Origin of the sequence: Bifidobacterium bohemicum DSM 22767, assembly GCF_000741525.1 — a bacterium.
GTDB classification, from domain to species: domain Bacteria; phylum Actinomycetota; class Actinomycetes; order Actinomycetales; family Bifidobacteriaceae; genus Bifidobacterium; species Bifidobacterium bohemicum.
On sequence record NZ_JGYP01000001.1, the window covers coordinates 474,206 to 499,604 of the forward strand.

Sequence of the window (25,399 nt, forward strand, 5' to 3'; positions counted from 1 at the left end):
TTCGCGGCTCAACCACCTGATACCGCCAACGAAAACACATGGATAAAACATGCCTTGCACCGCTCGGCACGCCGGAAGAGCCAGCTATTTCATCCGATCCGGTCACCCTCCGTTACTTGTTCAGCAGACTCGTGGCCTCGATATGGGCGGCGATCTGCTTGGCCGCGACATCATCCGGACCGGGGGCTGGCGTCATGAACGCCTCACGGTAGTAGCGCAGCTCGTCGAGCGACTCGATGATGTCCGCCAGGGCCCGATGACCGCCGTTCTTGGGCGGACGGTTGAGGTAGACGGCCGGGTACCAGCGACGGGCGAGCTCTTTGAGGGTACTCACATCAACGCTGCGATAATGCAGGCGGCTCATGAAATTCGGCATGTAGTGGTCGAGGAACTTCTTGTCGCTGCCGATGGTGTTGCCGGCCAAAAGCGGTTTGACGCCTTCGGGGGTGAAACGGGCGACATACTCCGTCACCTTCTGTTCGGCGTCGGCAAGGCTCAGCCCGTGCTCCCACTCGTCGATCAGCCCGGAGCGGGTGTGCATGGCGCGCACGAAGTCGCCCATGTGGTCGACTGCTTTTTGCGACGGCTTGATGACGTAATCCACACCTTCATCGAGCACCTTGAGGTTGAAATCGGTGGGGACCACGGAGACCTCGACCAGCTCGTCGCCGCCGAAGATGTCGAGGCCGGTCATCTCGCAATCGATCCAGATCAGGCGGGAACCCTCCGCCGAATACGTCTCGTCATCCTGAGCATTCACCATAATATTGACCCTTTCGCTGCCAACAACAGAACTCTACAGCCTATCGCATGCGCATGACGGAAAACACGACCCGACAACGTCCACAACAGTCACGGATGCAGAATCCTGTCTTTGTAATAATCAAAGAACGTTTTCTTTCCGGTAATAATGACGGCGGTGCCTTGGAACCCATATCGGATACGGTTTATCGTCACGTCATCGACCGAGGCACGGGCGCGGATCTCATAGTAATTGCCCTGTCTGGTCCTCGTCGGAGAGGAAGCGACGCTAATGATCGATCCGTTGATAATCAAGGGTTTGGCGCTGTTCTGGTAGCTGGAAAAACGCACCTGCTGCGCATTATGGATACCGTCAATGTCGTCAGCCGGTACATCAAGCACGATTTCAATGTTGCTGGCATGGTCCAAGTCTGGATATATCTGCGCCACAACGGTTCCGTTGGGAATCGTATCCATACCTTTTATCTGACTGTTCACATGCAGGATACCCCCGCACTTCGCCTTTACAGTGGAGGCGCTGCCCTGAGACTTACCTAGCGCGATCTTGGTTTCGAGTTCAAGTTTCGTTGATGAGATCTTCGATAGTTCCTTGTCCGCTTCAAGCACATATTGTGCGTGTAAAGCGGAGATCTTGCTGCCTGAACTAGTGGATTTCGCCGAGAAGCTGGTGCTGGCCTGCTGCGACCTGACGGTGGCGCTGGTCTGCTCAAGCTCCCGTACCGAGCTATCGATGCCGCTGAGAGTCTGAGCGGTGATGGAGCCTTGTTGCGAAGGATTCTCCTCGATCTGACTATGATATAGCTGATACGTCGAGGCGAAGATATTGTCAGCCGGCAGTTGTCCTCCGCCTGCCACGGCCTGCCGCAACTCTCGATAGTCCGCGAGCTTGGCCTCATTTTCACTCAACTGCTGATTCGCGGCGTCGCGCGCAGCCGCTACAGCCTGATTCTGACTATTGACGTTGGCGGCATCGCGTCCGTCATCCTGTGTTGTGACAGCAGCTTGTGCGCGATAATCGTCCAACATGCTGGAATACCCAAACTCATCCGGATCGGAGAATGGATTCGTATCATTCTGTAATCCTACCTTGAGCTGTTGCGCCGCAACCTGTTGCCGATTCGCCACATCGAGCTGCTGTTGGAGAGCGGCCATCTGAGTGGAATCCTGATTGTCGTCATACGCAAGCAACGTATCCCCCTTACGCACCACCTTGTTCTCCATAAGATTATTAACCACGATATGCTGGTTGCTCGTGGACTGCACCTGGGCAACCGTACCCGCCGGCGCTATTTCGCCAACGGTCTTGACCGTAATCTCACGATGCCCGACGAAGGAGAACAGAAGAATCCCCACGACTGCAAGAAAAACCGGGAACACGATCATCGTGGAGAAATTATCGTATCTTCTTCGGTAAAATTCCGAGCTTTCAAAGATTTCCGTATCCATGTTCATCTTCTCGCTTTCCTATGGTCGATAAATCATGAATCAGTCAACGAATAGACGATAGTATTCACCTTGCTGATCCATGAGATCGTCGTGGGACCCATGTTCAACGATACGACCGCGCTTCATCACGACGATGGATTGGCATCGTTTAGCCACCATCAGCCGGTGTGCAATGAAGACTATGGTCTTATCCTCCAACCCCAGCAGATTATCGATGACCTTCTTCTCGGTGGCAACGTCCAGATTGCTGGTGGCCTCATCGAGCACCAAAACAGGGGTATCCGCAAGCAATGCACGGGCCAGCGCGATACGCTGCTTCTGCCCACCTGAAACGATAACCGCGTCGCTGGTGAGCTGGGTTCCATAATTCATCGGCATTGCTTCGATCTCATCACGAATCTCCGCCAACTCGACCGCATGCATGATGTCGGCCTGGGTGGCACCCGGTTTGGCACCCAGCATAATGTTTTCGAGAATTGACCCAGAGAAAATATACGGATCTTGGGGCAGATAGTTCACCGTATGACGCAAAGCCATTCGATCGATGTCGCGCACATCGACCCCGGAGATGGATACCGAGCCTTCTGTAGCGTCATAGAAGTTCACGAGCAGTTTCGCCAAGGTGGTCTTGCCCGATCCGCTCATGCCGACGACCGCAAGTTTCTGACCGGGTTCCACTTCAAGGTTGACATCGGTAAGCGTATTACGCCCGTACCCGAACTTGTACGAGACATTGTCAAGACTGATTGGGCCTCGAAGCAGGGCCTGATCCGTGATGGTCTGACGCTCATTGGACTCGGGTTCGACCAGAAAGACCTCGTTGAGCCTATTGTTGGCCACACGCGCCTGCTGAAGCTTGGTCTGTAGATTGATGATATTCAGCAGCGGATTGACGAAGTAACCCAGTAGGGTGTTGAACGTAACGAGCTGACCGACGCTGATGGCGTTGCCCATCACCAACTGGGCGCCGAACCAGAGAACGGCGACATTGAGAATCAGTTGTGCCGCCGATTTAAGCACCTCCTGAAGGTTCACCGCCTTTGCATAGTTAAAGGATTTGTCGAGATAATCCACGAACTCGTGATCGATCTTGGCGTACCGCGTCTGTTCGCTCGCCAACGATTTGATGGTTTCGATGCCGTTGATGTCCTCGATGATCGAGGAGCCGACCATGGAGTTGGCCTGCATGGTATCGTTGTTCATCCGCTCAAACGGCTTCATGAACGCCAGGATAATGATGGTGTATACAGGCAAGGCGACCAGGGTCAGAAGGAATAGCCTAACATTCTGGAAGCCGAGCATGGCTCCGACCACGACAACGGTACCCACATCGAGGAACACCGAGATGATGGTACTGCCCAGCGCGTCGATGATGGAATTGGCATCGGAAAAACGGGAGACGATCTCACCGGTGCGTCTTGTGGCGAAGAACTTCATCGGCAGTTTGAAGATATGCCGAATATATGAAAGCAGCACATCTATGGTCAAGCGCTGTCCGAGCACCGTGAGCAGGTATTGGCGGGCGAACGAAAGCACCGCCTGGACGGCATACGCGACAACCAAGCCGATTGAGACGACGCCCAGCGTCGTTTTCATCTGGTCGGGAATATAGGTGTCGATAAGCCCCTGCATATAGTAGGAACCGAGCACGTTGACAATGGTGACGAGCAAGGCCGCAATGGTGATGTTGACGACCAGCCTCTTGTTCTTCAGCAAGAGAGGCACGAAGCTCAGCAGCCCATTGTTCTTCTCCTTATGCGGCACATAGCTTGGTGCGGGGGCAATAAACAGGGCCACACCGGTCCATTCCTTTTCGAACCGCTCCTTCGGAACCTTGTGCACACCCGCGTGCGGATCCGGATCGGCAACGACCAACGAATCCTTGCCGGCTTTGTAGACCACCACGAAGTGCAGCAGCTTGCCATCTTTGATGATATGAGCGATAAAAGGAAACGGCACATCGTCTGCATCAAACAGGGACATATCGGCTTTGACGGCTTTAGGCTCCATCCCGATCTTCTTTGCAGCCTCAACAAGGCCAAGAGCCGTAGTACCCTCCATATCAGTCTTGGCGATTTCACGTAAATACGCCAACGAATACGTGGAACCGAAATGCTTCGCCACCGTGGCCAAGGCCGCAACCCCGCAGTCCCGAGCATCAACCTGAGGTACATACGCATATCGATGCAGCATAAAAGCCCCTTCGCAAGGATTGAATCGATGGTCACAAGATTACGGAGAAAAAGAAAAGGGCATCGCATCGGTACGGACATTGTAGACAAATGTTGACACACCAATAGCGTACTCACACGCGTTGCTGCGGATGGCTTCAAGAACACCCACGAATCACATTACCAGCTGCAAGACAATCTCGACAATCATAAGGACAACCAATATCAGGAACAGCGGGGATAACCAGGCACGATAGACGTGCGGAGCATTAGGAATCCACTGCGACTTCTGCACACCTCGATAGGCGTAATACGCTATCAGCGCCGCCACCAGACAGACACCGCCGACGACCCACAGCGCAAGATCAGGGATATCAGACAACATCGAAGCCAGCACGTTGTTGACGACGTGCAGCCCAATCGCGTACTTTATCGAGTACCTGCACGTCACATATCCCAGTAGAAGCCCCAGAAGGACAACCTGCAACTGGAACGCGTTCCCATGAAACAAGGCGAACAGTACCGACGAGGTCACGACGGCGAACACCTCACCGTACTGACGCAGGGTACGCAATATCGCCCCGCGGAACAGCAGCTCCTCGCATACCGGCCCCACGACACACATGAACAACCATATATACCACGTGTTTTGAGCCAAATCGGATACCGACGATATTGGGTTGGCTGCCGACGACCCCGCCGCATGAACGCCAAATTGCACGAGCTCGCCCGATGCCGTCTCAAGCATCATCACCGCCGCCAACATGGCAAAAAGCATCAGCAAACGCCCGATGGTCATGGCATCATGATGGGTCGGGTGAGCCGAGAGATTGCCGCCTTCCCGCCGTTTCCCACAGGCTCGCCAGCGACAATACCAGCATACAATCGCCACGACCACCACTTCTACGACCATCGTGAGAGCAGTCGTCAACTTCGTATATTCGTCAGGACCCACATTCTTGCCGTGCAGCAGTCCAACGCATATAAACCCGACGAAATTGGTCGCTACCATAAGTATCAACAAAAACAGAGCCGAGCGCCCAACGGCTTTTCGTGGAGATAGACCAACGCCTTTACCGTTGACGCCCAAATCGTTCACTTCTTCTTTGATATCAACACCCACCGTCACATTTGTCATATCTCTTACCCCTTCACAACACGATCGCTTTCATGGACGCCAATGGCCTTGAGCAGCACCAATCTTTGAGAAAAACTATAGATGCGCAATCCAATCTCCAGAACCAACTCCAGAAAACCGCACTTTTGTTCACTTCAAAGTGAAGTCAGTGACCGGCAGAGAACAATAACAATCCCCCACCAATCACCGGCTGTGTTATATTCCAGCTATCGAGGTATCGGCGCATAAGCCTTCGCCATCTCGGAACGGTCAGCCCCAGAAAAGATTGCCCAATATCTGTCCAAGATCAAACCCGGCAAGCCATCCGTCGACAAAAGACTGTAAGCCTTTACTGCCTTCAATAACCAGTAATTGATTATCGCTTAATTCCAAAACAGTATTCATTTTCCCCTCCATCAAATACGATTTTCAACAACTCTCATATTAACGACAAAAATGCTTCCATGTGTAATAACCAAATCCACACACAACCCCTATCGCAAAACCTATTCCAAACGGACTTAATCCGCCATCGATCTGTTCCAGGTCCTCGGACTTCAGGGGCTGGTACCTCTCAAGCCCCTGATGTTCGAGAAACGCCGACGTCATGTCCAGAACCTGCGGCTTCAGCGACGTAGTCTCAATTGTTGCCATGATCAACTCCTTATCTTCTCGGCACCTTCCTCTTTGAAAGGTTGCGGGCCCATCTGTGGACCTAAGAACAGGTAAAATCGAAAACAACACCGACCGCCGGCGATACCCGACTTTTGTAGACCTTTGTCCACAGAAAAACAATGAAGCACACAACCAAGGCTTACAGGCGTATCATGTATTTCAGCAAGCCCATCATCACGTAATTGAGGAACCACATTGGCTAAAACGACACATGGCGCGACCGCCATTACCCGGGCCAGAAAATTCGTGGGTCGGCAATCAGGATTCGTGCTGGGCTTCTTTCTGATATCCGACCTTGTGATGGGGTTCGTATATGCCCCAGCGATGCTGCTCAACCATAGTGCGAACAATTCGACCTTGCTGGCTCTGGCTGATTTCATCGCCAAACCAGTCGCGACGGCAGTGATTTTCTCCTTTGCGTGGGCGTTATCCAAAGATGATCAGGATGAGGGAACATCAACGAGAGCCCTATCGCTATCCATAAGATCCGGGCAAAGCATGACTCCCCTGGCATTGATCATTATCACCACGGCAATGCTGTCGGTGGGGGCATGCGGACAGGGAATAGAAGCCTTGGTGCAATCCATCACCACCTCACTGGGTTGGAAGGAGACGAGCGTATCGGCAGATATCGGCGCGCTGAATCAGAACGTTATAGGCATATTGGACGGTTGGGCCGTCGTACCCATCTGCGAAGAAATCATCTTCCGCGGAATCATTATGGAAAATCTGCGTTGCTACGGTGACATTTTCGCGATTCTCACATCTGCAATCCTATTCGGCGTCTCCCACGGCGACGTGGCACAAGGTGCCGATGCGTTTCTCGCCGGTCTCCTACTGGGCTACATCGCCAATCGATATTCATTGTCTTGGTCGATCGCCATTCATGCACTCAATAATTTCATTGCCACACTCGAGGCACAACATCCCACGATTCCCTATCCTCCCATAGAGGTCACCGCCCTCATCCTCTTGTGCGTACTAGCGGTCATATACAGGAAAAAGATCGGGGAATTCAGGCGCGTTAACGCCTCGCCTAAGCACATTTACCGGGCGTGGCTATCGCCCCTGTTCATATTCACCATACTCATGTTTCTGCTTATGGCGGCATTAAGGTTTTCGCCTGATATGGGGTAATTGACGGAACGGAAAGCACCTACACCAGGACAGCTACGCCACAATCCCGAAATCTACCTTCTGCGCTCCACAGAACCCGACCAAAAAGTAATCCTTATACTCATCTACGACTCACCTTCAATCACCAACAAAAAACGAAACTCTGCATGTGCAAAATCGATCGTATAGGCGATACCATCAGCAATGCACCGGACGAATCGGCCAACGTCCGCACCAGAGCTCCCGTCATCTGAGATTCCACGCAAAACGCTTACATTCTGCTTGGAACACTTTTGACCACCAGTAGAACTCATAGAAACTGAGAGACGATTCCGGACACCATGAACGCTACAGTCACCAAAAACAACGGCGATCTCCAGGCGCGGTAGACATGCGGCTCGTCAGGAATCCAGGGCACCGCCCGACAGCCTTTCGTTTTAAGATACACAATAATTGCCACCACCGCACAGATACCTTCGACAACCCATATAACCGAATCCGGTATCGAGAGCGAAGCCAATATATTGATGACTATATGCAGTAAAATGGAATATTTTATCGAGTATCTGCACGCCACATAGCCAAACAGCAAACCGGAAAAAATAACGGGAAGCTGGTAGATGTTCATGTGGCCCAAGCCGAAGAGGACCGAAGAAGTTACGATGGCAAACATCTCACCATACTGGCGCAGAGTACGCAATATCGCCCCTCGGAACACCAGCTCTTCGCATACAGGGCTCACAATGCACATAAGTAACCAGACAAACCATGTATTCCCCGCCGAGGCGACAAGCGGGTCCATCGGATTGTCAATCGAGAGATCGGACAAGTGGATGATTGAACGCGACAGCTGATCGAGACCAGACTCTATGAGCAATACCGTGCCCAAAAGCACGAAAATCATTATCAGGCGCCCGACATTCATGGTGTCGCGGTGAGTGGGCAGCGATGAGCGATTGCCATATTCCGGCTGCGAACCCGAAACGAGGGAATACCAATACAACAATACGATTGCCGAACCTATCGGCTCCCCAATCAGAGAAGCGGCAGTCGAGACTTTCAGCGAACTCATATTGGGCATTCCCTTACTATCGAAATACATAGAAAGAAAAGGCATTACGATACCTCCGGCCAGTCCAGCGGTTAACATCCAGGCTAAAACAAAAGATGCAGCCCGCCCTACCGCCTTCTTCGCAGTTAAGACAGAAACCCTGCTGTCCACGTTCTCGTTTACGGATTCGTCTGTAGCACCCGTCATGCCGGTAACTCCTATCTTCCTGCATCCTTGTAAATATGTACGAACGTTGCCACGCACTTATAAAAAGCGATGAAATCGCAAAATACGCTCAGCAATAGCTCTCGAAAGAAATACCTATAGCCTCTTCGCATACCCGTATGATATACCGGCGCTTTCGCAATGAAAAATCAAAACATTTTAAGCCGCAAACCCAAAACTTGGATATCGAACCATACCAGAATAATACCGCCTCAGTACGCTACTGCCTTTTACAGGCAAATATATTCTTCCCATTTTACGATGATTCTCATTGTGGTTTCCACAATTCATCGACAATTAAGCAAAAGCTATTGTCCAACATGCAGTATCGAGTTAAAACTCCGCGCCCGACGAGCAATAGCTCTTCAAAGACGTCATTCCCAATCATGTACTCCGTTTTTGAAACCTTGAGAATAATATGGTTCCAGAAATGACCTGCCAGCCTAATTAAGTCAGGAATTGGCAGCCATGGGAAACCTCCTCCTGAAATATTTTCCAGTTCAATTGCATCAACTATTGCAAACGTTTTAGCCGTCATGCTATATTCTCCTCATTAATAATTAAGCTAATCATTCATCGTCAGGACAAATTTTATCGACGGTTCAACTCACGCGATTTCCTTGAATTAACACACAGAAGAAACAGCGTTCCGCATTGAACCGATTACAGTGTGTCAAATTTTGTGTCCAAGAATCAACTGAATCCCGCCAATTTTCAAAACAACCACAGGAATCCGAAACCTAATACCTCTTCCTCCAAATAGGGTATAAGCACGGAGTCCCAAAACCAATGTTTTGCGAGGCTCTTCCTGCACCATAACCAAACGCGTACGAGACCCCATCAACGAACTTCCACCAATAATCCGGGTCGCCACCTACAACAGTGGCCAGCTCTTGGACATTCATATTTTGGGTGACCATAACAATCATTCCTTTCTGTTTCCAACCTTCCACCTTGACAAGCTGGAGGCTCATTACTGAACCTAAAAACAAGTAAAGCCGAGAACATTCTGTCCCGTTAGAAATATGAGACAATTGTGGACTCATGTCCACTAAATAAAACAAAAACACTGAGTAAAATAGGTGTTCTACCGAAGACCGCCAGTAGCACCACCAGAATTTTTACACAGGTTATGCAAAATTATGTCAGCCGAAAAACCACTAACAGTTTCCGCCTGACATAATTTGCAACAACACCCCATCAGCAAAAGACCGGGTGGGTTAATGGGAACAAAAGGACTTTTCCGATGCCATTCAAAAGGCCATTCCACCAGCCGCCAGATCCAGTGACGGCGTTGAGCTCTTCATCAGTGAGTTCTTTCACTTTCATAGCGATGCCCCTTCATTAAATAGAAACTTTCCAACCTATTCTCAATTTTTGTATAACATATGCAAAGCCGTATGTAGCCAATCACCAATACGTTCTCCACCGAAAACCGGCTCCAGCTCTTCCGGACCTAAATCCGTGAAATGCATTGATTCCTTCTTCCTCATCGGAACAGCTCCTTCGCTCTAATTGGGTGTTTCATACCGACAGAAGTTCCTTGTCTAGCAAGAAACTCAGTTATACTTTGTCATATAAACATGCAACATGTAAATGTACTATGCATTTTGTGGACATCTGACTACAACAATCAAACAATCGGTATCCTCACAGAAACCAGCCACGTTCCGTCTTCATATGTCATCGTCATCTGCCCTTCGAGCGACTGGACAGCGGCTTGCTGCAGATTGAGGCCCTTGCCCGATCTGATTCCATTGACATAACGCACCCCTTTGTCGCAAGTATTGGTCTGCAAAACACTGATGTCCCTCTCGGTAAATCGTACAACAAGAGAATATGTATCAACATGAGGCGTACAGTGTCGTACAATATTTGCATACAATTCTGTCAACAGGTGCCAGACAACGGATTTTGCAACACCGTTGAGTTCACCTTCACCAATCACGGTTGAGGTTCCTTGATAACCAGCCTGACGCAAATCTTCATCTTGCTTTTTACAGTAGCCAGTCATTCGCTCTCTGAAAGATTGCGGTGATGATTCGGTAATCCCCAAAGACGCATCCCCATTGCAATCAAGAATGTCAATGATTTCATGCACTTTGTTTAAAGTTTCTTTCGCTTTCCGACCAATCAGATGTTGTTTCTCTACCGTTAACGGTGCATCATCAAGAGTGGAAAGTAAAATAATATATGACAGTTCGTTCGTAACCGAGTCATGGATATCCCGAGCCAGCCAGTGATTGCGCTGTTGTTGTCGAAGTCTCATATTGGCGATTTCTAGTTGCTGCCTTATTCTCATGACCTGCTGCAATTGTTGCTGTTTTCTGGCAAATCGCCCAACAAGCCATGCCCCGATAAAGATACCACCCATCAGAACATACACACTGAAGTTAAAACCATTATGTATGGCCGTATCGATCAGCATCAATACTAGTCCCAAAAACGGCAAGGCATCTAACCACGGCTTGAGTTCATCTACATATCCAAGAAGAATACAGCAACAGACCAGAACGATTAGCCAATCGACGGGTGAATAGTCGCTCCAAAAGGAAACCACGATTACACAGCAAAACACCACACTAGTACTCACGGCCGTTGTCATCAAAGTGGCGAGCAACCCCAAAGACAGCAGACCTGCTACGAAAATCCGCACCGGCGAGTCCGTGAACTCCTTATCAAAGACACTGGCAGCTAACGATCCCACCGCCCCAACGACTGCAACCGCGATAATAAATTTGTCGTGCGTAATATGGGTTTCAAGCCACCGCAGCACGCTGACCGGCCACGCTCGGACATTCATCGATTCTCCCCCAGCACCCACATCACCACTGCCTGACTGAGTGTGGCCGCGCCGAGCTTTTTGACCGCACGGTGCGCCTCCGTTCGTATGGAGGACTCAGTGACATTGCATTCCTCGGCTATCTGAGAGTACTTCATTCCTTGCGAAAGTGACTCCATGACGTGGTTCTCCTGGGCGCTCAGCGGAACCTGACTGGAGCTTGGAATCTTCCCCAACCGACGCAGTACCTGCGGAACGGTGGCGAAGCTCACGCCTTCCACCGGCGAAAACGTGCCGCCGTGGCGCACCGCGTCAATGCCCTGCACAATCATCTTCAAATCGGATTTGGCGACGATGCCCTGCCCTCCGGCATCGGCAAGATCGGCGGCGTAGTAGTGCAGGGTATATGACGTGATGCCGAGAATCGGCGCCTCGCAGCGTCGGGAACGAAGCGTTCGACAGACCTGCGGACCCTTATAGCAAACGCCGAGCGACATGTCCAGCAGAAGCATATCGGGTATGCTCTCCGGGTCCAGCATTCGCTCGATGGCAGTGGCCGCCGAGGTCGTGCGCCAAACGATGACGCAACCCGGAACGGCCTTGGGAATCAAATCGCACAGCGCCGCTAAGGTGAAATCGTCGTTGTCGGCCACAGCCAGCCGCAAAGGGGCAATGGCATCCGACTTCGCCATTCCAACGTCCTGCGTCACGGGATCATCGCCGCCGCATTCAACGCCGGTACCGCCATTGTCAACATCGCCGTAGCCCATGCTGGCTCCTATTCGCCAATGAATCAGTCTCATCAGTCATACATGACTAACTATAGCCGATTTCATCGGCCAAGGACGCGCTTGGCGCAAATACCTGTAGACACTTGTCTACAACAAGCTGGTGCCCGCAACGATGATTCAACCACCTAAGATGCAAAAAGAAAAGGCCCTGCGGGCAACAGACTGAATTGCAAAATGCATTACTTCTGATGTGGCGGAGCCTGACTCCTGCGAATAAGACGCTCAGGCCTCACTCATGGTGGAAACCACTGTAGTTGGGGGCTTCGGCGGTCATGACGATGTCATGGGGGTGCGACTCGCGCAAGCCGGCGTCAGTGATGCGGATGAAACGGCCCCTTTCGGCCATCTCCTCGATATTGTGCGCACCGATGTAGAACATGGACTGGTGCAGGCCGCCGATCATCTGATATAAAACTGCGTTGAGGGGGCCGCGATACGGCACTTCGCCCTCGACGCCTTCCGGGATGACCTTGTCGTTGCTGGTGACATCCGCTTGGAAATAGCGGTCCTTCGAATACGACTTCTTGCCGCGCGGGGCCATCGCACCAAGCGAGCCCATGCCACGGTAGAGCTTGTACTGCTTGCCATGCAAGAGCACCTTCTCGCCCGGAGCCTCCTCGCAGCCGGCGAGCGCGCCGCCGAGCATGACCGTCGACGCGCCGGCCACAAGAGCCTTGGCGATGTCACCGGAATAGTGGATGCCGCCGTCCGCGATGCAGGGCACGCCGGCCGCACGGCACACCTGCGCCGCGTCGTAGACCGCCGTGAGCTGCGGAACGCCGACACCGGCCACCACGCGGGTGGTGCAGATCGATCCAGGTCCCACACCGACTTTGACCGCATCCACACCGGCGTCGATCATGGCCTGGGCGCCCGAAGCCGTGGCGACGTTGCCGCCGATGATCTGCACGCCGGCGAAAGCGGGGTCTGACTTCAAACGCTTGATCATGTCGAGCGCAAGCCGCGCCTCGCCGTTGGCCGTGTCAACCACCAGCACATCGACACCGGCCTCCATCAGGGCCGAGGCACGCTGCCACGCATCACCGAGGAAACCAATACCGGCGGCCACACGCAAACGTCCCTGGTCATCCTTGGTGGCGTCGGGATACTGTTCGGTCTTGACAAAGTCCTTGACGGTGATCAGACCGGCGAGCCGACCTTGCGTATCCACCAACGGCAGCTTCTCAACCTTGTATTTGGCCAGCAGCTCATGGGCGTCCTCACGCGAGATATCAGCGGGGCCGGTAATCAGACCCTTACGGGTCATGACGTCCGAAACCTTGAGGCGGCCGTAATCCTCAGGAGCCACAAAACGCATGTCACGGTTGGTGATGATGCCCACAAGCTTGCGGTCGTTGTCCACCACCGGCAGGCCCGAAATATGAAAACGGCCACACAGCCGGTCAAGATCGGCAAGCGTGGCCTCAGGGTTCACGGTGAGCGGGTCGGTGATCATGCCCGATTCGCTGCGTTTGACCACATCGACCTGCGAGGCCTGGTCGTCAATGGAAAGGTTACGGTGCAATACGCCGATACCGCCGTTTCGTGCCATGACGATGGCCATGTCCGACTCGGTGACGGTATCCATCGCCGCGGAAATGATGGGAACCTTCATGGTGATCTCGCGCGTCAGGTGTGTCGTCGTGTCCACGTGCGAAGGAATCACATCGGTTTCATTGGGCAACAGGAGGACATCGTCATAGGCGAGTCCAAGACGGCTGAAAGCCATGGGAAGTTCAGGGGAAGCAGACTGTTTTTCTTGGTAGTTTATAGCCATGAGCCAACTATAGGAGCCAGACCTGACGAAGTTCTACTTGCCGTGGCGCGAATTAGCGACATGATGACGATGCCCTGCGTTGCCACGCGTCGGATCCGCGGTTGGACCCGCAGGCGCCACCGACGTGCGCCTGATGTCCTGAGCGGCTGAGGCCATGACGTTCTCCGTCCTGATCTCAAGCAGGCGGCTACGCACGTACGGCGCCATGGTGAACACCGCAAGCACCACGGCGGCGATCACCATGCCGACCAGCACATACATGACCGGGAAAAACAGAATCATGATCGAGCCAAAGGAGATCAGTGCCGCCCAGCCCCACAGAATCAGCACGGCGCCCTGCACGCTATGGCCTATCCGCAGCATGCGATGATGCAGGTGCATACGATCGGGATGCATCGGAGACTGACCCTTGCTCAACCGTCGTATGATGGCCAGACACATGTCGAGCACCGGCAGGAAGAGCACCAGGATCGGCAGCAGAATAGGCATGAACACAGGCATGTAAACACTGGTGTGCACAGTGGCCGGATCAAGATGGCCGGTCATGATAATCGATGCGCAGGTGATGAGATAACCCAGGAGCATCGAGCCGGAATCCCCCATGAACAGCTTGGCGGGATGCCAATTGTGCAGCAGAAACCCGACGCATATGCCGACCAGCGCCACATCAAGCAGAGTCGCCATCGAAGCGTAGCTCGGCGATGAACGCGCAATGTAATATGAGTAGAAACCGAATGCGATTCCGCCGATCGCCACTATGCCGGAAGCCAGTCCATCAAGCCCGTCAACAAAATTGACCGCATTGATCGAAGCGACGATGAGGAACGCCGTAATCGCCATGGAAATGCTCGGTGAAGCCGTCACGAGCGAGCCGAACGGCAAGAAGATGATCTGCACGCCGCCCCAGGCCACAAACACCGAAATAAGCAACTGGCCCGAAAGCTTGAGCATCCAATCCAAGTCCCACAAGTCATCGGCCATGCCAAGCAGGCAGATCAGCACCGCTCCGGCCAGAACAGCCCACGCCTGATGCGACCCGACAAAAAGACCCGAGATGAAGGGCATGCGACTGGCGAACAGCATCGCCACCATCAGACCAATCAGCATCGCCAGCCCACCCATACGCGGGGTTGGCACTTTGTGAACATCACGCGCCCTCACCTCACCCACCGCGCCGATGGCGATGGCGATATGGCGAATCAACGGCGTGATCAACCATGTGACCCCACCGGCGATAGCGGCGATGAACAGATAGACCCTCACCCCCGCAGCCCTCCAGACTCAAGGGCGAGCGCGTTTCGGACCTCCGCCGAGGCAATGACACCCTCGCGCACGATTTGGACACCATTCGAATCGCTGCCATCTGCAGCAACGACCGTACTGGCCACATGACCGGCAGTCGGTCCGCCGTCAAGATACAAATCCACGTCATCACCCAATGCCGTGAGCGCCTGCTCGACGGTCTGAGGGCTTTCACCCCCACTACGATTGGCACTCGAGCAAGCCAACGGGCCGGTTGAGCGTAGCACGTTCAGGCAGGCTTGGGAATCGGGCACACGCACCGCTTGGGTACGACGACCACCATCCTGCTCGCATAAGGTACCGAGGCGGGAATCGGGTCGAGCCACGGCAATCGGTGAAAATGGCCCGGGCAGAAAAGCCCGGGACAACAGCGCCAACGGTTCAGGCAGCTCCAAACCCAACGCATCCAAATCGTCCACCGATGCCAGCAGCACCTGAAGCGGCTTGTTTAGAGGGCGGCGTTTCGCCGCATACACACGTGCCACCGCCCGGGTATCGAAGGGGTCACAGGCCACCCCATACACGGTGTCGGTGGGCAGCACCACCAGCCCACCGGCATCCACCACTCGTTTGGCCTCCGCAAGCGACCTCTCGTCAATCGCGCACACACGACTCATGTAACCTCCCAAAGTCCCTATGCCCCTATTGCATCATTGCCCACAGACGAACAAAGACCTTCTCCGACGTGCTTTTAGATGCAAGGAACACAGACGAATATACCATTTGATGTCCATCAGCGAACGGATCTTGACGACGCACCATCGCAGATGCCCTGATGGCGACAATTCGATCCGACCAATGCGAGCACCGATAATTCGAACCGACCTGCCCCGTCTATTTACCGTCTTACGGCAAACAGGTAACGCGACCGTCCGGTCAGATCCTCTCCCGTGTGGGCGTCGACGAAACCGTGCGCCACCGCAAAAGCCACCAGACTGTCACCTTGCGAACTATCGTGCTCCATGATGAGCGCACCGCCCGTCCGTAGCAAGTTCGCTGCGCGCAACAGGATCCGCTCCGGAATGCACAGTCCGTCCACTGACCCGCCATACAATGCCTCTGCAGGGTCATGGTCGCGAACCTCGGGCTGTTGCGGTATCTGGTCAGCTGGAATATAAGGCGGGTTTGTGACCACCGCATCGACCGTCCCATCGAGTTCCGCCAACGTGGTGGCATCGGTCGCGTCACCCTGAATCAAGCGATAATTACACCGGAGGTCTGATACGACTGAACCCATACTCTGTCCGCGATCCGCCATCGCAGCCCGCGGTGCATCGCCCGGAATCGCTCCGTCCCGTTTACCTGAAGGTGCGGCGAATGATCCGTCCTTCACTGACCGACGCGAGCGCACACTGCCTCGTTTCGAGTCACCAGAACAGCCAAACGTAGCGTATTCATTGCGTCGAGCCCACTGCAGCGCGTCATCGGAACGTTCGACGGCCCAGACCTGAGAACTCCGAACCTCCGTGGCCAATGCAAGCCCGATCGCTCCACTGCCGGCGCACAGATCCACCAGTCTGGGCGCCTTCAACCATTGATTCGCAAGCCAATCAATGGCGACCTGCACCACGGTCTCCGTCTCGGGACGGGGAATGAAAACCCCCGGACCGACTTGCAAATCCAAGTAACGAAAGGGCGCATGACCGACAATATACTGTAAGGGTTCACGGCGCTCACGCCTCTCGATCATAGCCTCAAAACGCTGATATGCGGCCGTTGCGAAGCCCTTGTCATCATGACCATCGGCAGTTGTGTCAGCTTGTGCTGTGCACGGAGACTCAGCACCGATAGATATATCAGAACCGATTCGACCGGATTCGGCAGGCCTATCAAACGGCGCAGCCAGAGGTCTTCCGAGTAGAACGGCTTTCTCAACATCCGCTGGAGTGACCGCATAGGCTTCAGCGAGCAATAGTTTTGCGTCGTTACGAGGAGTGTCGATTCCGGCCGCCAGAAGCCGCGCTGCAGCGGCGTTCAACATTGCAGAAGCAGACACCGCACTCTGTATTGTCACAATCCCACCCCAAACTCGACCCGTCAGCACGCTTAAACCATCACCGAAACAATAGTCGATCCGCACACCCTTGATGATACGGGCATCGCTTGGCTTCCACCCTATCAAATCCGACGACCGAAGCCGGACAACGAAACGACGTCCGCTGGCAACGCATCAGGTCAAGGCAAACCATCGGACCGACGGATTCAATGCGATACGATTCATGCCGGGCCATGACCATCAGCCGGATGCCCCGCGCTCAGCGCCCTCCCCTATTTCTTGTCCCCGGCCAGACGCTCGGCTTCGTCAGCCTGAATATCGCTGTCGATCACGGCCTGCAGATCGCCGTCAAGCACTTGATCGAGGTTGTAGGCCTTGTAATTGGTGCGATGATCGACGATGCGGTTCTCAGGGAAGTTATAGGTACGGATGCGCTCGGAGCGATCGAGCGAGCGCACCTGCGAATGGCGCATGTCGGCCGCCTCCTCGGCCTCCTTCTCGTGCTTCATCGCAAGCAGGCGGGACTTGAGCACGCGCAGGGCGGCCGCACGGTTCTGAATCTGCGACTTCTCATCCTGCATGCTCACCACCACGCCGGTGGGTATATGCGTCATGCGGACCGCGGAATACGTCGTGTTGACGGACTGGCCACCAGGGCCGGAGCTCATGAAGATGTCAATCTTAAGATCCTTCGGATCAATCTCGATCTCGTCGTCATCCTCGTCGGCCTCTGGAAACACGATGACCCCGGCCGCCGAGGTCTGGATGCGCCCCTGTGACTCGGTGACGGGAATGCGTTGCACGCGGTGCACGCCACCCTCGTATTTGAGAGAGGCCCACACGCCGTCCTGAGGAGCAGGGTTGCCTTTGGCGCGGATGGCAATCTGCACGTCCTTCACGCCGCCGAGCTCAGTGCCGTTCTCGCTTTGGATGGTTGTGGTCCAGCCGCGCTTCTCGGCGTAGCGTGTATACATGCGTAGCAAATCACCGGCGAACAGAGCCGCTTCCTCGCCACCCGTACCCGCTTTTATTTCCATAATCGTATCGCGCACATCATCGGGGTCGCGGGGTATCAATGCATTGCGCAATTTTTCTTCGGCTTGCGGCAGGCGTTCTTCCAGCTGTTTGGCTTCTTCGGCGAAGTCCTCGTCGTCCCCGGCCAACTCCTTCGCCGCAGCGAGGTCATCCGAAACCTGCCGCCAGTTGCGGTAGGCCGATACGATCACACCGAGTTCCGAATGGCGTCGACCGAGCTTGCGCATGGCGTTGGCGTCACTGGCCACATCGGGCTCGCCCATTCGCCGTTCGATGCGCTCGTACTCTTCCAATGCGCCTTGCGCCGCAGGGAACTGATCGTCAGCCATATTCTAAAGTCCTTCGGTTTTTAAAGATTCAAACGACTTCGCAGCGTCTCGTTCGATGTACGCCCGCTGCTCCACTGTCATATTCCGCGGCGTATCGTATCGCCACATACGAAAACGCCAGCCCGCATCTGAGAAGAAAACCCGAGATGCGGTGCTGGCGTTTCGATAAAGCTAGTTGGCCTTCTTGCCGTAACGGCGCTCGAAACGGGCAACACGGCCACCGGTGTCGAGAATCTTCTGCTTGCCGGTGTAGAAGGGGTGGCAGTTCGAGCACACATCGACGGTCATGTGATCGCCGGGAGCGGTCGAACGGGTGACGAAGGTGTTGCCACACGAGCAGGTGACCTGCACGGTGTGATAATCAGGATGGATGCCCTGCTTCATAGTTGTCTCCTAAGGAATTCAGGTGACCCGGGTCGCCTAACCCCTGCGGCTAGACGTGAACCGGAACCTTGACTACTATAGTCGTTTGCCGGGACGGCGCAAATCCGCCCACGGCACAACGCATTGAGCAAATGTTTCACAGCCACAGCACTTACCGTACTCGGGACCGAGGCACATGGGATATCCGCCTACTCAGCACGCCATTTCGGCGCCGAAATGGCCAGTCCGCAACTCCTTATGAGTGCCGATGAGGCGCATCGTGACACCGGTGATCGGAGCGGAAGGCGAATACAGGACGGGCACATCATCACGCAGGTGGGCCTCCATACATCCGTTGTATTGACCACCAGGATTGTCAAGTACGTGCGGCGTATACCCTTGCGGCGCACAGGCATCAACGACAAGGCATCATTGCTCACATCTAGAAGGCACGGGCGCACAAGCCCCGTCAAACCGAACGAACCGGGGCATGTCGCCACGAAAAACCCATCCGAACAGGAACTCTTCAATGTTGCGAGACCTTCGCTGTATCCTATAAAAAACAGCAGTTCGATTCGCCGACTTCATTATCCGCTCCCGACGTCAGTCCTAAAGCTTATACATGTCCTTGGCTTTACATGAACCCACAGACCGAAATGTCTATCGGATGACCAGAAGCAGAATGTTCAATCCTCCTTCCGTGGCCGTCCCCCGTGCCCGGGGCGTGAGACGTTCCACCGGTCTATGCTCTCCGGCTTCCAACCGCGGGTACGGCCGATCATGACGTCGGGTTCGGGCAGGTGCAGGGTGGCGAGCGCGCCTTTGGTTATTCCGAGGCGCACCGCCACGTCCGTAAGGCCGAGGTAGTGTTCGGTCACCGGTGCAGCGCTCCGGCGAGGCCGAACATTCCGGCCGCGAGCGCGAGAAGTCCGGTCGCCCATGCGGGTGCCGCAGCCAGCGCGCAGACGAGTCCCGACACTCCGGCCGCGATGGAGGCGATGCCGGACATGATTCTGGTCTTGTTCATTTCTCTCCTTTTGTTTGGTTGTTCGGATTGGATTGTGGCGGCGGGTTCCGGACTTCTGGGCTGTTCGAAACCCGTGGCTTTCACATCATCATTGCATCAGCGTGACAATGAGGCTGACCAAGCTGCATATCGTGCCGATGACGACGCAGATGGCGCTTATCCAATCCTTTTGGTTTCATTTTTGAAACTTTCTTTCTTGGTTGCCATAAATATCATAATATTAGCATGAAATAACATCAAGTCAGTCGAACGGAAATTCAGAAAGCTTCACAATTCAAAACCATCCACTGCCGGGTCCATACTCCCCGAATAAGCGCGCATGCCGAAGATCCTATTTTTTGAAAAACCGAAAGATGACACACAGTTTTTGCACAAACCATTCAGGCACAGAAAAAAGCCTAACAACCGCTGTGGTTGCAAGGCTTATATGAGTGGGGCCTCTCGGGCTTGAACCGAGGACCGACGGATTATGAGTCCGCTGCTCTAACCGACTGAGCTAAAGCCCCACGTCGGCGGATGCCGACTCAAACAGTCTATCAAAAGCACCGACCATCAGACGCGCCGATTCGTTTTGACGGATTTGACAGAAGCCGGTCAGCATCGCCCACTTACCGCACGCTTGGAAATACGATGATTACAAAGAAGGCATCTTGCACTCACGGGACGATATCCTCATGCCTGACATGACGCCGGGAAAGACGCTCGACATCAGGAGAGTGCATATGCATTCCAACATAACGGCCCCACGGGCAGGCCCGCGAAATCACATCGACAGCAGCAGCGGCTCCAAGTCGGTGACCATCGATTTGTGCGACATCGTCGATGATGACGCTCTGATCAACCTCTGGGCGCACACCGTCTTGCATCCCGGCGGATGCACACCGTCTTGCACCCCGGCCAACGAACACCAAATCCGTACACCCCAATCAGCTCCGTCAACACCGACATTCGGAATCGCGATGCAACGACACGCTACATTGCGTTTTCTTGTTAACGCAGTTAATATATAAATTAAGTTTACTCAACTTATCGGCATGTTGACGGTGCGTGCCGATCACGATTCGAGGAGGTGTCGGCTTGCCAAGCGAAAACAGCATGCCATTCGTCTCCCCCGTTGCGCCCGGTTCCACTTCCTCCGACGACTCCCGACCCATGCCACCCGAAACCCGCGTCGCATCGATCTCACCTGAAACCCCCGCCCGCATGAAGGACCCCGAGTCCAACCGCTCGCACATCCTATGGCACCTCTATCACCACGGCGTCTCCTCGCGCGCACAGCTCGCCAAGGCCCTAGACCTTACGCCGGCGGCAATCACCAAGATCACGGCGCACCTGATCGAGACCGGCATCATCGAGGAGGTCGGTGACATCCAAGGCAGCAAACGGCGTCGGTCGATAGGGCTTGAACTCAAATCACAGAACTTCCACGTGATGGGCATCAAGTTCGCCCGCAGTCTCGTGCAGGTCGGCGTCTTCGATCTGAAAGGGACCCGCCTGAGCCTCACCACCCTGCCGCCGGTGGACGACGACCACATCTCGCGAACGATAGACGCCATTCACCGGTACGTCGACGACAGTCTCACGCACGACCGCCTGATCGTGGCGATAGGCATGGCGGTGCCCGGTCCTTACCTCAAAGACGAAGGACGCGCCGCGCTCATCTCATCCATGCCGCACTGGCGGGCCATTAACTTCCGCAGGGAATTCGCAACGGAAAGCCCCGTGCCGGTATTCATCGAACAGGACGCCCGTGCCGGAGCCTTGGCGCAACGACTGTTCGGCGGGCATGAAACCACCGACTGCCTGGCGTATTTCCTACTTGGGGAAGGGGTGGGCCTCGGGGTCGTCGAAAACGGCGAACTCATACGGGGCGCCCTCGGAGCGGCCACGGAGATCGGACATGTCTCCATCGACGCGTTAAACGGCCGGCCCTGCGAATGCGGCAATACCGGATGCCTGGAGCGATATTGCTCGGCGGGGGCGATTCACGAACGCGTCAACGAGCTTGGAATCGTCGACGGCTCGAGAAACATGGGTCACGCCCAAGCATGCGAGGCGCTGTTCGCCCTATGCAATCAAGTCTCGCCGGACCAATCCGGTCATGACAATACCGCCACCGGGATCGGCCGCTCCATTTATTCCGATGAGATACAAGAACAAGCCCGCGCATTGGTGCGTGACATCGGTCGGTACGTCGGCTATGGCTGCGTGACGATCTGTAACACATTCAACCCCTCCAGCATCGTTCTTGGCGACATCGCCGCCCGTGGCGGCCGTCCACTCATCGAAGCCGCGCGGGAAATCGTAAATCAACGGGTCGTTCCGGAAATCGCGCGTTCAACGCGAATCACGGTCTCCAATCTACCCACCGACGCCGCCGTGCTGGGCGCCGCAGCGACCGCAATCACCGAATTTTTGGATCATCCCTCCCGGTTCTTCGACAACGACAGGTCAGGGCCGAAGCATGGGGGCCGAGCCAAAGAAGGCTGATTGAAACGTAAACAGCCGCATCATCCAACACCATAAGGGTTCAGGAAAGGAACATCATGACCAAGCCAATCGTTCTGTCATTGGGAGAACTGCTCTGGGACATGCTGCCCACCGGCAAACGCGCAGGAGGCGCACCGGTCAACTTCGCCTACCATGCGAGCATGAACGGGGCCGAAAGCCATTCCATCAGCGCCGTCGGACAGGATCCGTTAGGAGATGAACTGGTGACGGCGACCCAGGAGTCGGGCGTCGATTCGATCATCCAACGCAACGCATGGCCCACTTCCACCGTCGAAGTTGCCCTTAAAAACGGAATTCCCGAATACGACATCATCGAAGGTGTGGCCTGGGACCACCTGCTGTACACCCGGGAACTGATCGACATGGCCTCCCAGGCCGACGCGGTCTGCTACGGCACTCTGGCGATGCGCTCGCCGGAATCACGCGAGACCATCATCGAACTGTTGAAACATACGAAACCTTCGGCCATGAAGTTCTTCGATGTCAACATCCGCGGCGATTACTACTCCAAAGAATTGATAGAGCAATTGTTGGATCAGGCCACCATTTTCAAAATCAACGATGTCGAATTGTTGATGCTGCGCGACCTGTTCAATATTGGCGGCACGTCGGACGAGCAGGCATGCGATTGGTTCATGGAGCGTTATGACCTCGATTATGTGATTCTGACCGGCGGTTCCACCTTCAGCACCATCGTCGCGCGAGGCGGCGAAAGCTCGACGGTGGACACCCCGATTGTGGACGTAGTGGACACCGTGGGCGCCGGCGACGCTTTCTCCGGCACTTTCGCGGCCAGGATTCTCACCGGATCGACGCTTACCGAAGCCCATCGCGCGGCAGTCAACACCGCCGCCTTCGTCTGCACGCAGCACGGCGCCTGGCCCACCTACCCAGCTGAAATGCCGGACTATCTCGCCGCCGCCGAAAGTGCAGCAGAGTAGCCACATCTGCGCTTCTACATCAACACTGACGATGCCGAGCGGCTCAACCAATCCGCTCGGCATTGCTTTTTCAACGATATATTCAGTCTTCAGCCGACACGGAGACAACGAAGACGGCTAACGAGATCCCCAAGCCCGCAACTCGGGTTATCAAATCGAAGCAGCGACTCATTCCGCGACTCCGTAAATACAGTCCGTCCCGCTTACACGGTCTAGCGCACGATGCGTCCTGCACACCAAACTCGTTCGACACGCCACGTTTCAGGATCGCTCAACAGCAGGTCGGCTGCATATCCGGGGCTTAGCAGCCCAATCGGAGCGCCGGTGACCGGATTTGATCGGTCGAAGCCGAACGCATGAGCCGGTGTCAGCGTGGCCGCCTCAACGGCATCTGCCGGAGAGATGCCCAGCACGGTGATCGCACGTTGGACCGCCTTCTCCAAAAGCAGAGTCGAACCGGCTATGGCGCCGTTGGAGACCAAGCGCGCGTGGCCATCCTTCACCGTCACGTCGAGTGCACCTAGCTTGTAGGGACCGTCCGGACAGTCCGTGGCCGACATGGCGTCGGTGACGAATGCGATGCGATGCGGGGCGAAATTCAACGCCATCTTCAGAACCGGATTCTGGACATGGAAACCATCGTTGATCAGCTCGATCGTAACGCGCGGATCCTCGACCGCGGCGGGAATCGGACCCGGCTCGCGATGATGCAGGCCGTTCATCGCATTGAACATATGGGTCATGATGCCGGCGCCTGATTCAAAGCCTCGACGTGCGGTCTCATAATCCGCATCACAATGGCCGACGGCCGGCACGACCCCGGCGGCGGCGAAACGTCTGATGGCGCTGACTCCGTGCGGCAGTTCGGGGGCGATCGTGATCTGACGGATGGATCCGTCACCAGCTTCAAGCAGCTGATCCACTGAATCGTCGGTCGGATCTTTAAGGCAGTTCGGGTCGTGCGCACCTTTACGTGACAATGCCAGGAACGGCCCCTCCAAGTGCGCGCCGAGCACGTCCGGACGCCGGTCCATCTGAGACCGGACCGTTTTGAGATTATCGCAGATCACGTCCATGGGGTTCGTGATCAGGGAGAGAACCTGACGCGTGGTTCCATGCATCATATGACCGGCGCGCGCCGTGCCGATGCCCTCTACCCCATCATCAAAGGACATACCCCAAGCACCGTGTGCATGGATGTCGACATATCCGGGGGTCAGATTACGGCCCGCGGCGTCCACGACCTCGACCGGCGCACCGTCGGATGCACGCAATGTGCTCATGGCGATGCCGGCGCGCTCGTCGCCTTTGTCATGGCCTTCACCTTCAGCCAGGCCTTTTCGTCCCGAAGGCATACCCGCCGCGCCGTCTTCGATTCCAAAGACGCAGTACACCGAAGCTAAAGCCTCATCGCCGCAACCGGTCGCCGCAATAACGCCGTCATGCGCGATCACCCAAAAGTCTTGTTCGATGCCGCGAGCATCCACTTTGCGAGCGTTCCGCACGACAATCCACGGATCCGGCCCACTTGTGACGACCTTGGTCACCTGCTCCACCGTCTGAACTCTGCCGTTCATTACCTGATCGCTCATTATCTTTCACCTTTCGAGGGTACCGACCACAACCATAACCGGCCCGCCCCACAGCTTCGTACTCTTTCGATGTCCATTTACCGCCTCAAACAAGACCGCTCAATAACCACCACCGCACCAAATTGGCGCTGACGATTTAAACTGCCGAAAAAGAGCCAATTAGCGACTCTAAACGTCCCTTTTTCGGCAATATCATCACCTACTGCCGAAACAGGGACGCTGACAGGACAACCGGAGACCGGACGATTGCGCGCCTCGTTCCGAATTGCAAATTCCGAATTCCGAAACGGCCATTCCGTTCGACGAGGATGTTACCGCACAAATCTGATTCGATGAGCAAACCCCGCCTTGAGCTGACTTTATTGTAGGACTTGTCACAGGGAAGACCAG

General features: G+C 54.9%; 25 protein-coding genes and 1 tRNA gene. 3 read left to right on the top strand and 23 right to left on the bottom strand.

Annotated features, from left to right (window positions below; all coding sequences use genetic code 11):
• Positions 1-112: 112 nt before the first annotated feature.
• The 6 genes from orn to BBOH_RS01995 all read right to left on the bottom strand — a co-directional run bounded on the left by orn (position 113) and on the right by BBOH_RS01995 (position 6,150).
• Complete coding sequence (gene orn / locus BBOH_RS01975; protein ID WP_033520463.1) at positions 113-763, bottom strand: oligoribonuclease; 651 nt, start codon at positions 761-763, stop codon at positions 113-115.
• 89 nt (positions 764-852) lie between these two features.
• Entirely contained in the window at positions 853-2,208 is a 1,356-nt protein-coding gene (locus BBOH_RS01980) for a bacteriocin secretion accessory protein (protein WP_162177110.1), read from the bottom strand.
• Positions 2,209-2,247: 39 nt separating this feature from the next.
• A complete protein-coding gene (locus BBOH_RS01985) occupies positions 2,248-4,401 on the bottom strand; it encodes a peptide cleavage/export ABC transporter (protein ID WP_033520466.1) in 2,154 nt (717 codons plus the stop codon).
• A gap of 153 nt (positions 4,402-4,554) precedes the next feature.
• Positions 4,555-5,517 carry a CPBP family intramembrane glutamic endopeptidase gene (locus BBOH_RS01990; RefSeq protein ID WP_033520467.1) on the bottom strand — a complete coding sequence of 321 codons (963 nt, stop codon included), beginning with the start codon at positions 5,515-5,517 and terminating at the stop codon, positions 4,555-4,557.
• Positions 5,518-5,766: 249 nt separating this feature from the next.
• Positions 5,767-5,901, bottom strand: a complete 135-nt coding sequence (locus BBOH_RS09365) for a hypothetical protein (RefSeq protein WP_272945328.1) — start codon at positions 5,899-5,901, stop codon at positions 5,767-5,769.
• 39 nt (positions 5,902-5,940) lie between these two features.
• Positions 5,941-6,150, bottom strand: coding sequence for a class IIb bacteriocin, lactobin A/cerein 7B family (locus BBOH_RS01995; protein ID WP_033520468.1), 210 nt, complete (start codon positions 6,148-6,150; stop codon positions 5,941-5,943).
• 216 nt (positions 6,151-6,366) lie between these two features.
• Here BBOH_RS01995 and BBOH_RS02000 point away from each other — a divergent pair, with 216 nt between their 5' ends.
• Positions 6,367-7,308: a CPBP family intramembrane glutamic endopeptidase gene (locus BBOH_RS02000; RefSeq protein ID WP_033520470.1), complete on the top strand. Its 942-nt coding sequence runs from the start codon at positions 6,367-6,369 to the stop codon at positions 7,306-7,308.
• 289 nt (positions 7,309-7,597) lie between these two features.
• Here BBOH_RS02000 and BBOH_RS02005 read toward each other — a convergent pair whose 3' ends face one another.
• The 16 genes from BBOH_RS02005 to BBOH_RS02070 all read right to left on the bottom strand — a co-directional run bounded on the left by BBOH_RS02005 (position 7,598) and on the right by BBOH_RS02070 (position 20,471).
• Positions 7,598-8,545: a CPBP family intramembrane glutamic endopeptidase gene (locus tag BBOH_RS02005; RefSeq protein WP_033520472.1), complete on the bottom strand. Its 948-nt coding sequence runs from the start codon at positions 8,543-8,545 to the stop codon at positions 7,598-7,600.
• A 286-nt stretch (positions 8,546-8,831) separates the two neighbouring features.
• Positions 8,832-9,101, bottom strand: a complete 270-nt coding sequence (locus tag BBOH_RS02010; protein ID WP_044098026.1) for a hypothetical protein — start codon at positions 9,099-9,101, stop codon at positions 8,832-8,834.
• A gap of 662 nt (positions 9,102-9,763) precedes the next feature.
• Complete coding sequence (locus BBOH_RS08700) at positions 9,764-9,892, bottom strand: bacteriocin (RefSeq protein ID WP_143242350.1); 129 nt, start codon at positions 9,890-9,892, stop codon at positions 9,764-9,766.
• 41 nt (positions 9,893-9,933) lie between these two features.
• Entirely contained in the window at positions 9,934-10,056 is a 123-nt protein-coding gene (locus BBOH_RS09370; RefSeq protein WP_272945329.1) for a hypothetical protein, read from the bottom strand.
• A gap of 140 nt (positions 10,057-10,196) precedes the next feature.
• Positions 10,197-11,366, bottom strand: a complete 1,170-nt coding sequence (locus tag BBOH_RS02020) for a sensor histidine kinase (protein ID WP_033520476.1) — start codon at positions 11,364-11,366, stop codon at positions 10,197-10,199.
• Positions 11,363-12,115, bottom strand: coding sequence for a response regulator transcription factor (locus tag BBOH_RS08180; protein ID WP_052118115.1), 753 nt, complete (start codon positions 12,113-12,115; stop codon positions 11,363-11,365). The genes BBOH_RS02020 and BBOH_RS08180 overlap by 4 nt, the downstream gene beginning before the upstream one ends.
• A gap of 250 nt (positions 12,116-12,365) precedes the next feature.
• A complete protein-coding gene (guaB, locus tag BBOH_RS02030) occupies positions 12,366-13,913 on the bottom strand; it encodes an IMP dehydrogenase (RefSeq protein WP_033520478.1) in 1,548 nt (515 codons plus the stop codon).
• A 33-nt stretch (positions 13,914-13,946) separates the two neighbouring features.
• Complete coding sequence (locus BBOH_RS02035) at positions 13,947-15,176, bottom strand: MraY family glycosyltransferase (RefSeq protein ID WP_044098027.1); 1,230 nt, start codon at positions 15,174-15,176, stop codon at positions 13,947-13,949.
• Positions 15,173-15,832, bottom strand: a complete 660-nt coding sequence (locus BBOH_RS02040; RefSeq protein ID WP_033520479.1) for an L-threonylcarbamoyladenylate synthase — start codon at positions 15,830-15,832, stop codon at positions 15,173-15,175. The genes BBOH_RS02035 and BBOH_RS02040 overlap by 4 nt, the downstream gene beginning before the upstream one ends.
• A 221-nt stretch (positions 15,833-16,053) precedes the next feature.
• Positions 16,054-17,229 carry a N5-glutamine methyltransferase family protein gene (locus BBOH_RS09175; RefSeq protein WP_033520755.1) on the bottom strand — a complete coding sequence of 392 codons (1,176 nt, stop codon included), beginning with the start codon at positions 17,227-17,229 and terminating at the stop codon, positions 16,054-16,056.
• Positions 17,230-17,483: 254 nt separating this feature from the next.
• Positions 17,484-18,575 carry a peptide chain release factor 1 gene (prfA, locus tag BBOH_RS02050; protein ID WP_033520481.1) on the bottom strand — a complete coding sequence of 364 codons (1,092 nt, stop codon included), beginning with the start codon at positions 18,573-18,575 and terminating at the stop codon, positions 17,484-17,486.
• Positions 18,576-18,746: 171 nt separating this feature from the next.
• On the bottom strand, positions 18,747-18,959 hold the full coding sequence (rpmE, locus tag BBOH_RS02055) for a 50S ribosomal protein L31 (RefSeq protein WP_033520483.1): 213 nt from the start codon (positions 18,957-18,959) through the stop codon (positions 18,747-18,749).
• Between the two features lie 192 nt (positions 18,960-19,151).
• Positions 19,152-19,286 carry a hypothetical protein gene (locus BBOH_RS09375; RefSeq protein WP_272945332.1) on the bottom strand — a complete coding sequence of 45 codons (135 nt, stop codon included), beginning with the start codon at positions 19,284-19,286 and terminating at the stop codon, positions 19,152-19,154.
• Positions 19,287-19,624: 338 nt separating this feature from the next.
• Positions 19,625-19,816, bottom strand: coding sequence for a hypothetical protein (locus BBOH_RS08480; RefSeq protein ID WP_033520485.1), 192 nt, complete (start codon positions 19,814-19,816; stop codon positions 19,625-19,627).
• Complete coding sequence (locus tag BBOH_RS08710) at positions 19,813-19,965, bottom strand: hypothetical protein (protein WP_156097517.1); 153 nt, start codon at positions 19,963-19,965, stop codon at positions 19,813-19,815. The genes BBOH_RS08480 and BBOH_RS08710 overlap by 4 nt, the downstream gene beginning before the upstream one ends.
• 432 nt (positions 19,966-20,397) lie before the next feature.
• A tRNA-Ile gene (locus tag BBOH_RS02070) sits at positions 20,398-20,471 on the bottom strand.
• Between the two features lie 697 nt (positions 20,472-21,168).
• Between BBOH_RS02070 and BBOH_RS02080 the strand changes: the two genes are divergently transcribed.
• Both BBOH_RS02080 and BBOH_RS02085 read left to right on the top strand, forming a co-directional pair.
• Positions 21,169-22,455, top strand: coding sequence for an ROK family transcriptional regulator (locus tag BBOH_RS02080; RefSeq protein ID WP_044098070.1), 1,287 nt, complete (start codon positions 21,169-21,171; stop codon positions 22,453-22,455).
• A gap of 56 nt (positions 22,456-22,511) precedes the next feature.
• Complete coding sequence (locus BBOH_RS02085) at positions 22,512-23,417, top strand: carbohydrate kinase family protein (protein ID WP_033520491.1); 906 nt, start codon at positions 22,512-22,514, stop codon at positions 23,415-23,417.
• A gap of 212 nt (positions 23,418-23,629) precedes the next feature.
• Here the strand turns inward: BBOH_RS02085 and BBOH_RS02090 are convergent, their stop codons facing one another.
• Positions 23,630-24,994: an N-acetylglucosamine-6-phosphate deacetylase gene (locus BBOH_RS02090; protein ID WP_033520493.1), complete on the bottom strand. Its 1,365-nt coding sequence runs from the start codon at positions 24,992-24,994 to the stop codon at positions 23,630-23,632.
• Positions 24,995-25,399: the final 405 nt, after the last annotated feature.

Coding starts and splice junctions, on each gene's coding strand:
- BBOH_RS09375 (WP_272945332.1), bottom strand. CDS start 19,286: ATGGAGGCCCACCTGCGTGATGATGTGCCCGTCCTGTATTCGCCTTCC.
- BBOH_RS02085 (WP_033520491.1), top strand. CDS start 22,512: ATGACCAAGCCAATCGTTCTGTCATTGGGAGAACTGCTCTGGGACATG.
- BBOH_RS02010 (WP_044098026.1), bottom strand. CDS start 9,101: ATGACGGCTAAAACGTTTGCAATAGTTGATGCAATTGAACTGGAAAAT.
- BBOH_RS02040 (WP_033520479.1), bottom strand. CDS start 15,832: ATGAGTCGTGTGTGCGCGATTGACGAGAGGTCGCTTGCGGAGGCCAAA.
- rpmE (WP_033520483.1), bottom strand. CDS start 18,959: ATGAAGCAGGGCATCCATCCTGATTATCACACCGTGCAGGTCACCTGC.
- guaB (WP_033520478.1), bottom strand. CDS start 13,913: ATGGCTATAAACTACCAAGAAAAACAGTCTGCTTCCCCTGAACTTCCC.
- BBOH_RS01985 (WP_033520466.1), bottom strand. CDS start 4,401: ATGCTGCATCGATATGCGTATGTACCTCAGGTTGATGCTCGGGACTGC.
- BBOH_RS01995 (WP_033520468.1), bottom strand. CDS start 6,150: ATGGCAACAATTGAGACTACGTCGCTGAAGCCGCAGGTTCTGGACATG.
- BBOH_RS01980 (WP_162177110.1), bottom strand. CDS start 2,208: ATGGATACGGAAATCTTTGAAAGCTCGGAATTTTACCGAAGAAGATAC.
- BBOH_RS08710 (WP_156097517.1), bottom strand. CDS start 19,965: ATGAACAAGACCAGAATCATGTCCGGCATCGCCTCCATCGCGGCCGGA.
- BBOH_RS02090 (WP_033520493.1), bottom strand. CDS start 24,994: ATGAACGGCAGAGTTCAGACGGTGGAGCAGGTGACCAAGGTCGTCACA.
- prfA (WP_033520481.1), bottom strand. CDS start 18,575: ATGGCTGACGATCAGTTCCCTGCGGCGCAAGGCGCATTGGAAGAGTAC.
- BBOH_RS01990 (WP_033520467.1), bottom strand. CDS start 5,517: ATGACAAATGTGACGGTGGGTGTTGATATCAAAGAAGAAGTGAACGAT.
- BBOH_RS02080 (WP_044098070.1), top strand. CDS start 21,169: ATGAAGGACCCCGAGTCCAACCGCTCGCACATCCTATGGCACCTCTAT.
- BBOH_RS02005 (WP_033520472.1), bottom strand. CDS start 8,545: ATGACGGGTGCTACAGACGAATCCGTAAACGAGAACGTGGACAGCAGG.
- BBOH_RS08180 (WP_052118115.1), bottom strand. CDS start 12,115: ATGGGCTACGGCGATGTTGACAATGGCGGTACCGGCGTTGAATGCGGC.
- BBOH_RS08700 (WP_143242350.1), bottom strand. CDS start 9,892: ATGAAAGTGAAAGAACTCACTGATGAAGAGCTCAACGCCGTCACTGGA.
- BBOH_RS09370 (WP_272945329.1), bottom strand. CDS start 10,056: ATGAGGAAGAAGGAATCAATGCATTTCACGGATTTAGGTCCGGAAGAG.
- orn (WP_033520463.1), bottom strand. CDS start 763: ATGGTGAATGCTCAGGATGACGAGACGTATTCGGCGGAGGGTTCCCGC.
- BBOH_RS02020 (WP_033520476.1), bottom strand. CDS start 11,366: ATGAATGTCCGAGCGTGGCCGGTCAGCGTGCTGCGGTGGCTTGAAACC.
- BBOH_RS09365 (WP_272945328.1), bottom strand. CDS start 5,901: ATGAATACTGTTTTGGAATTAAGCGATAATCAATTACTGGTTATTGAA.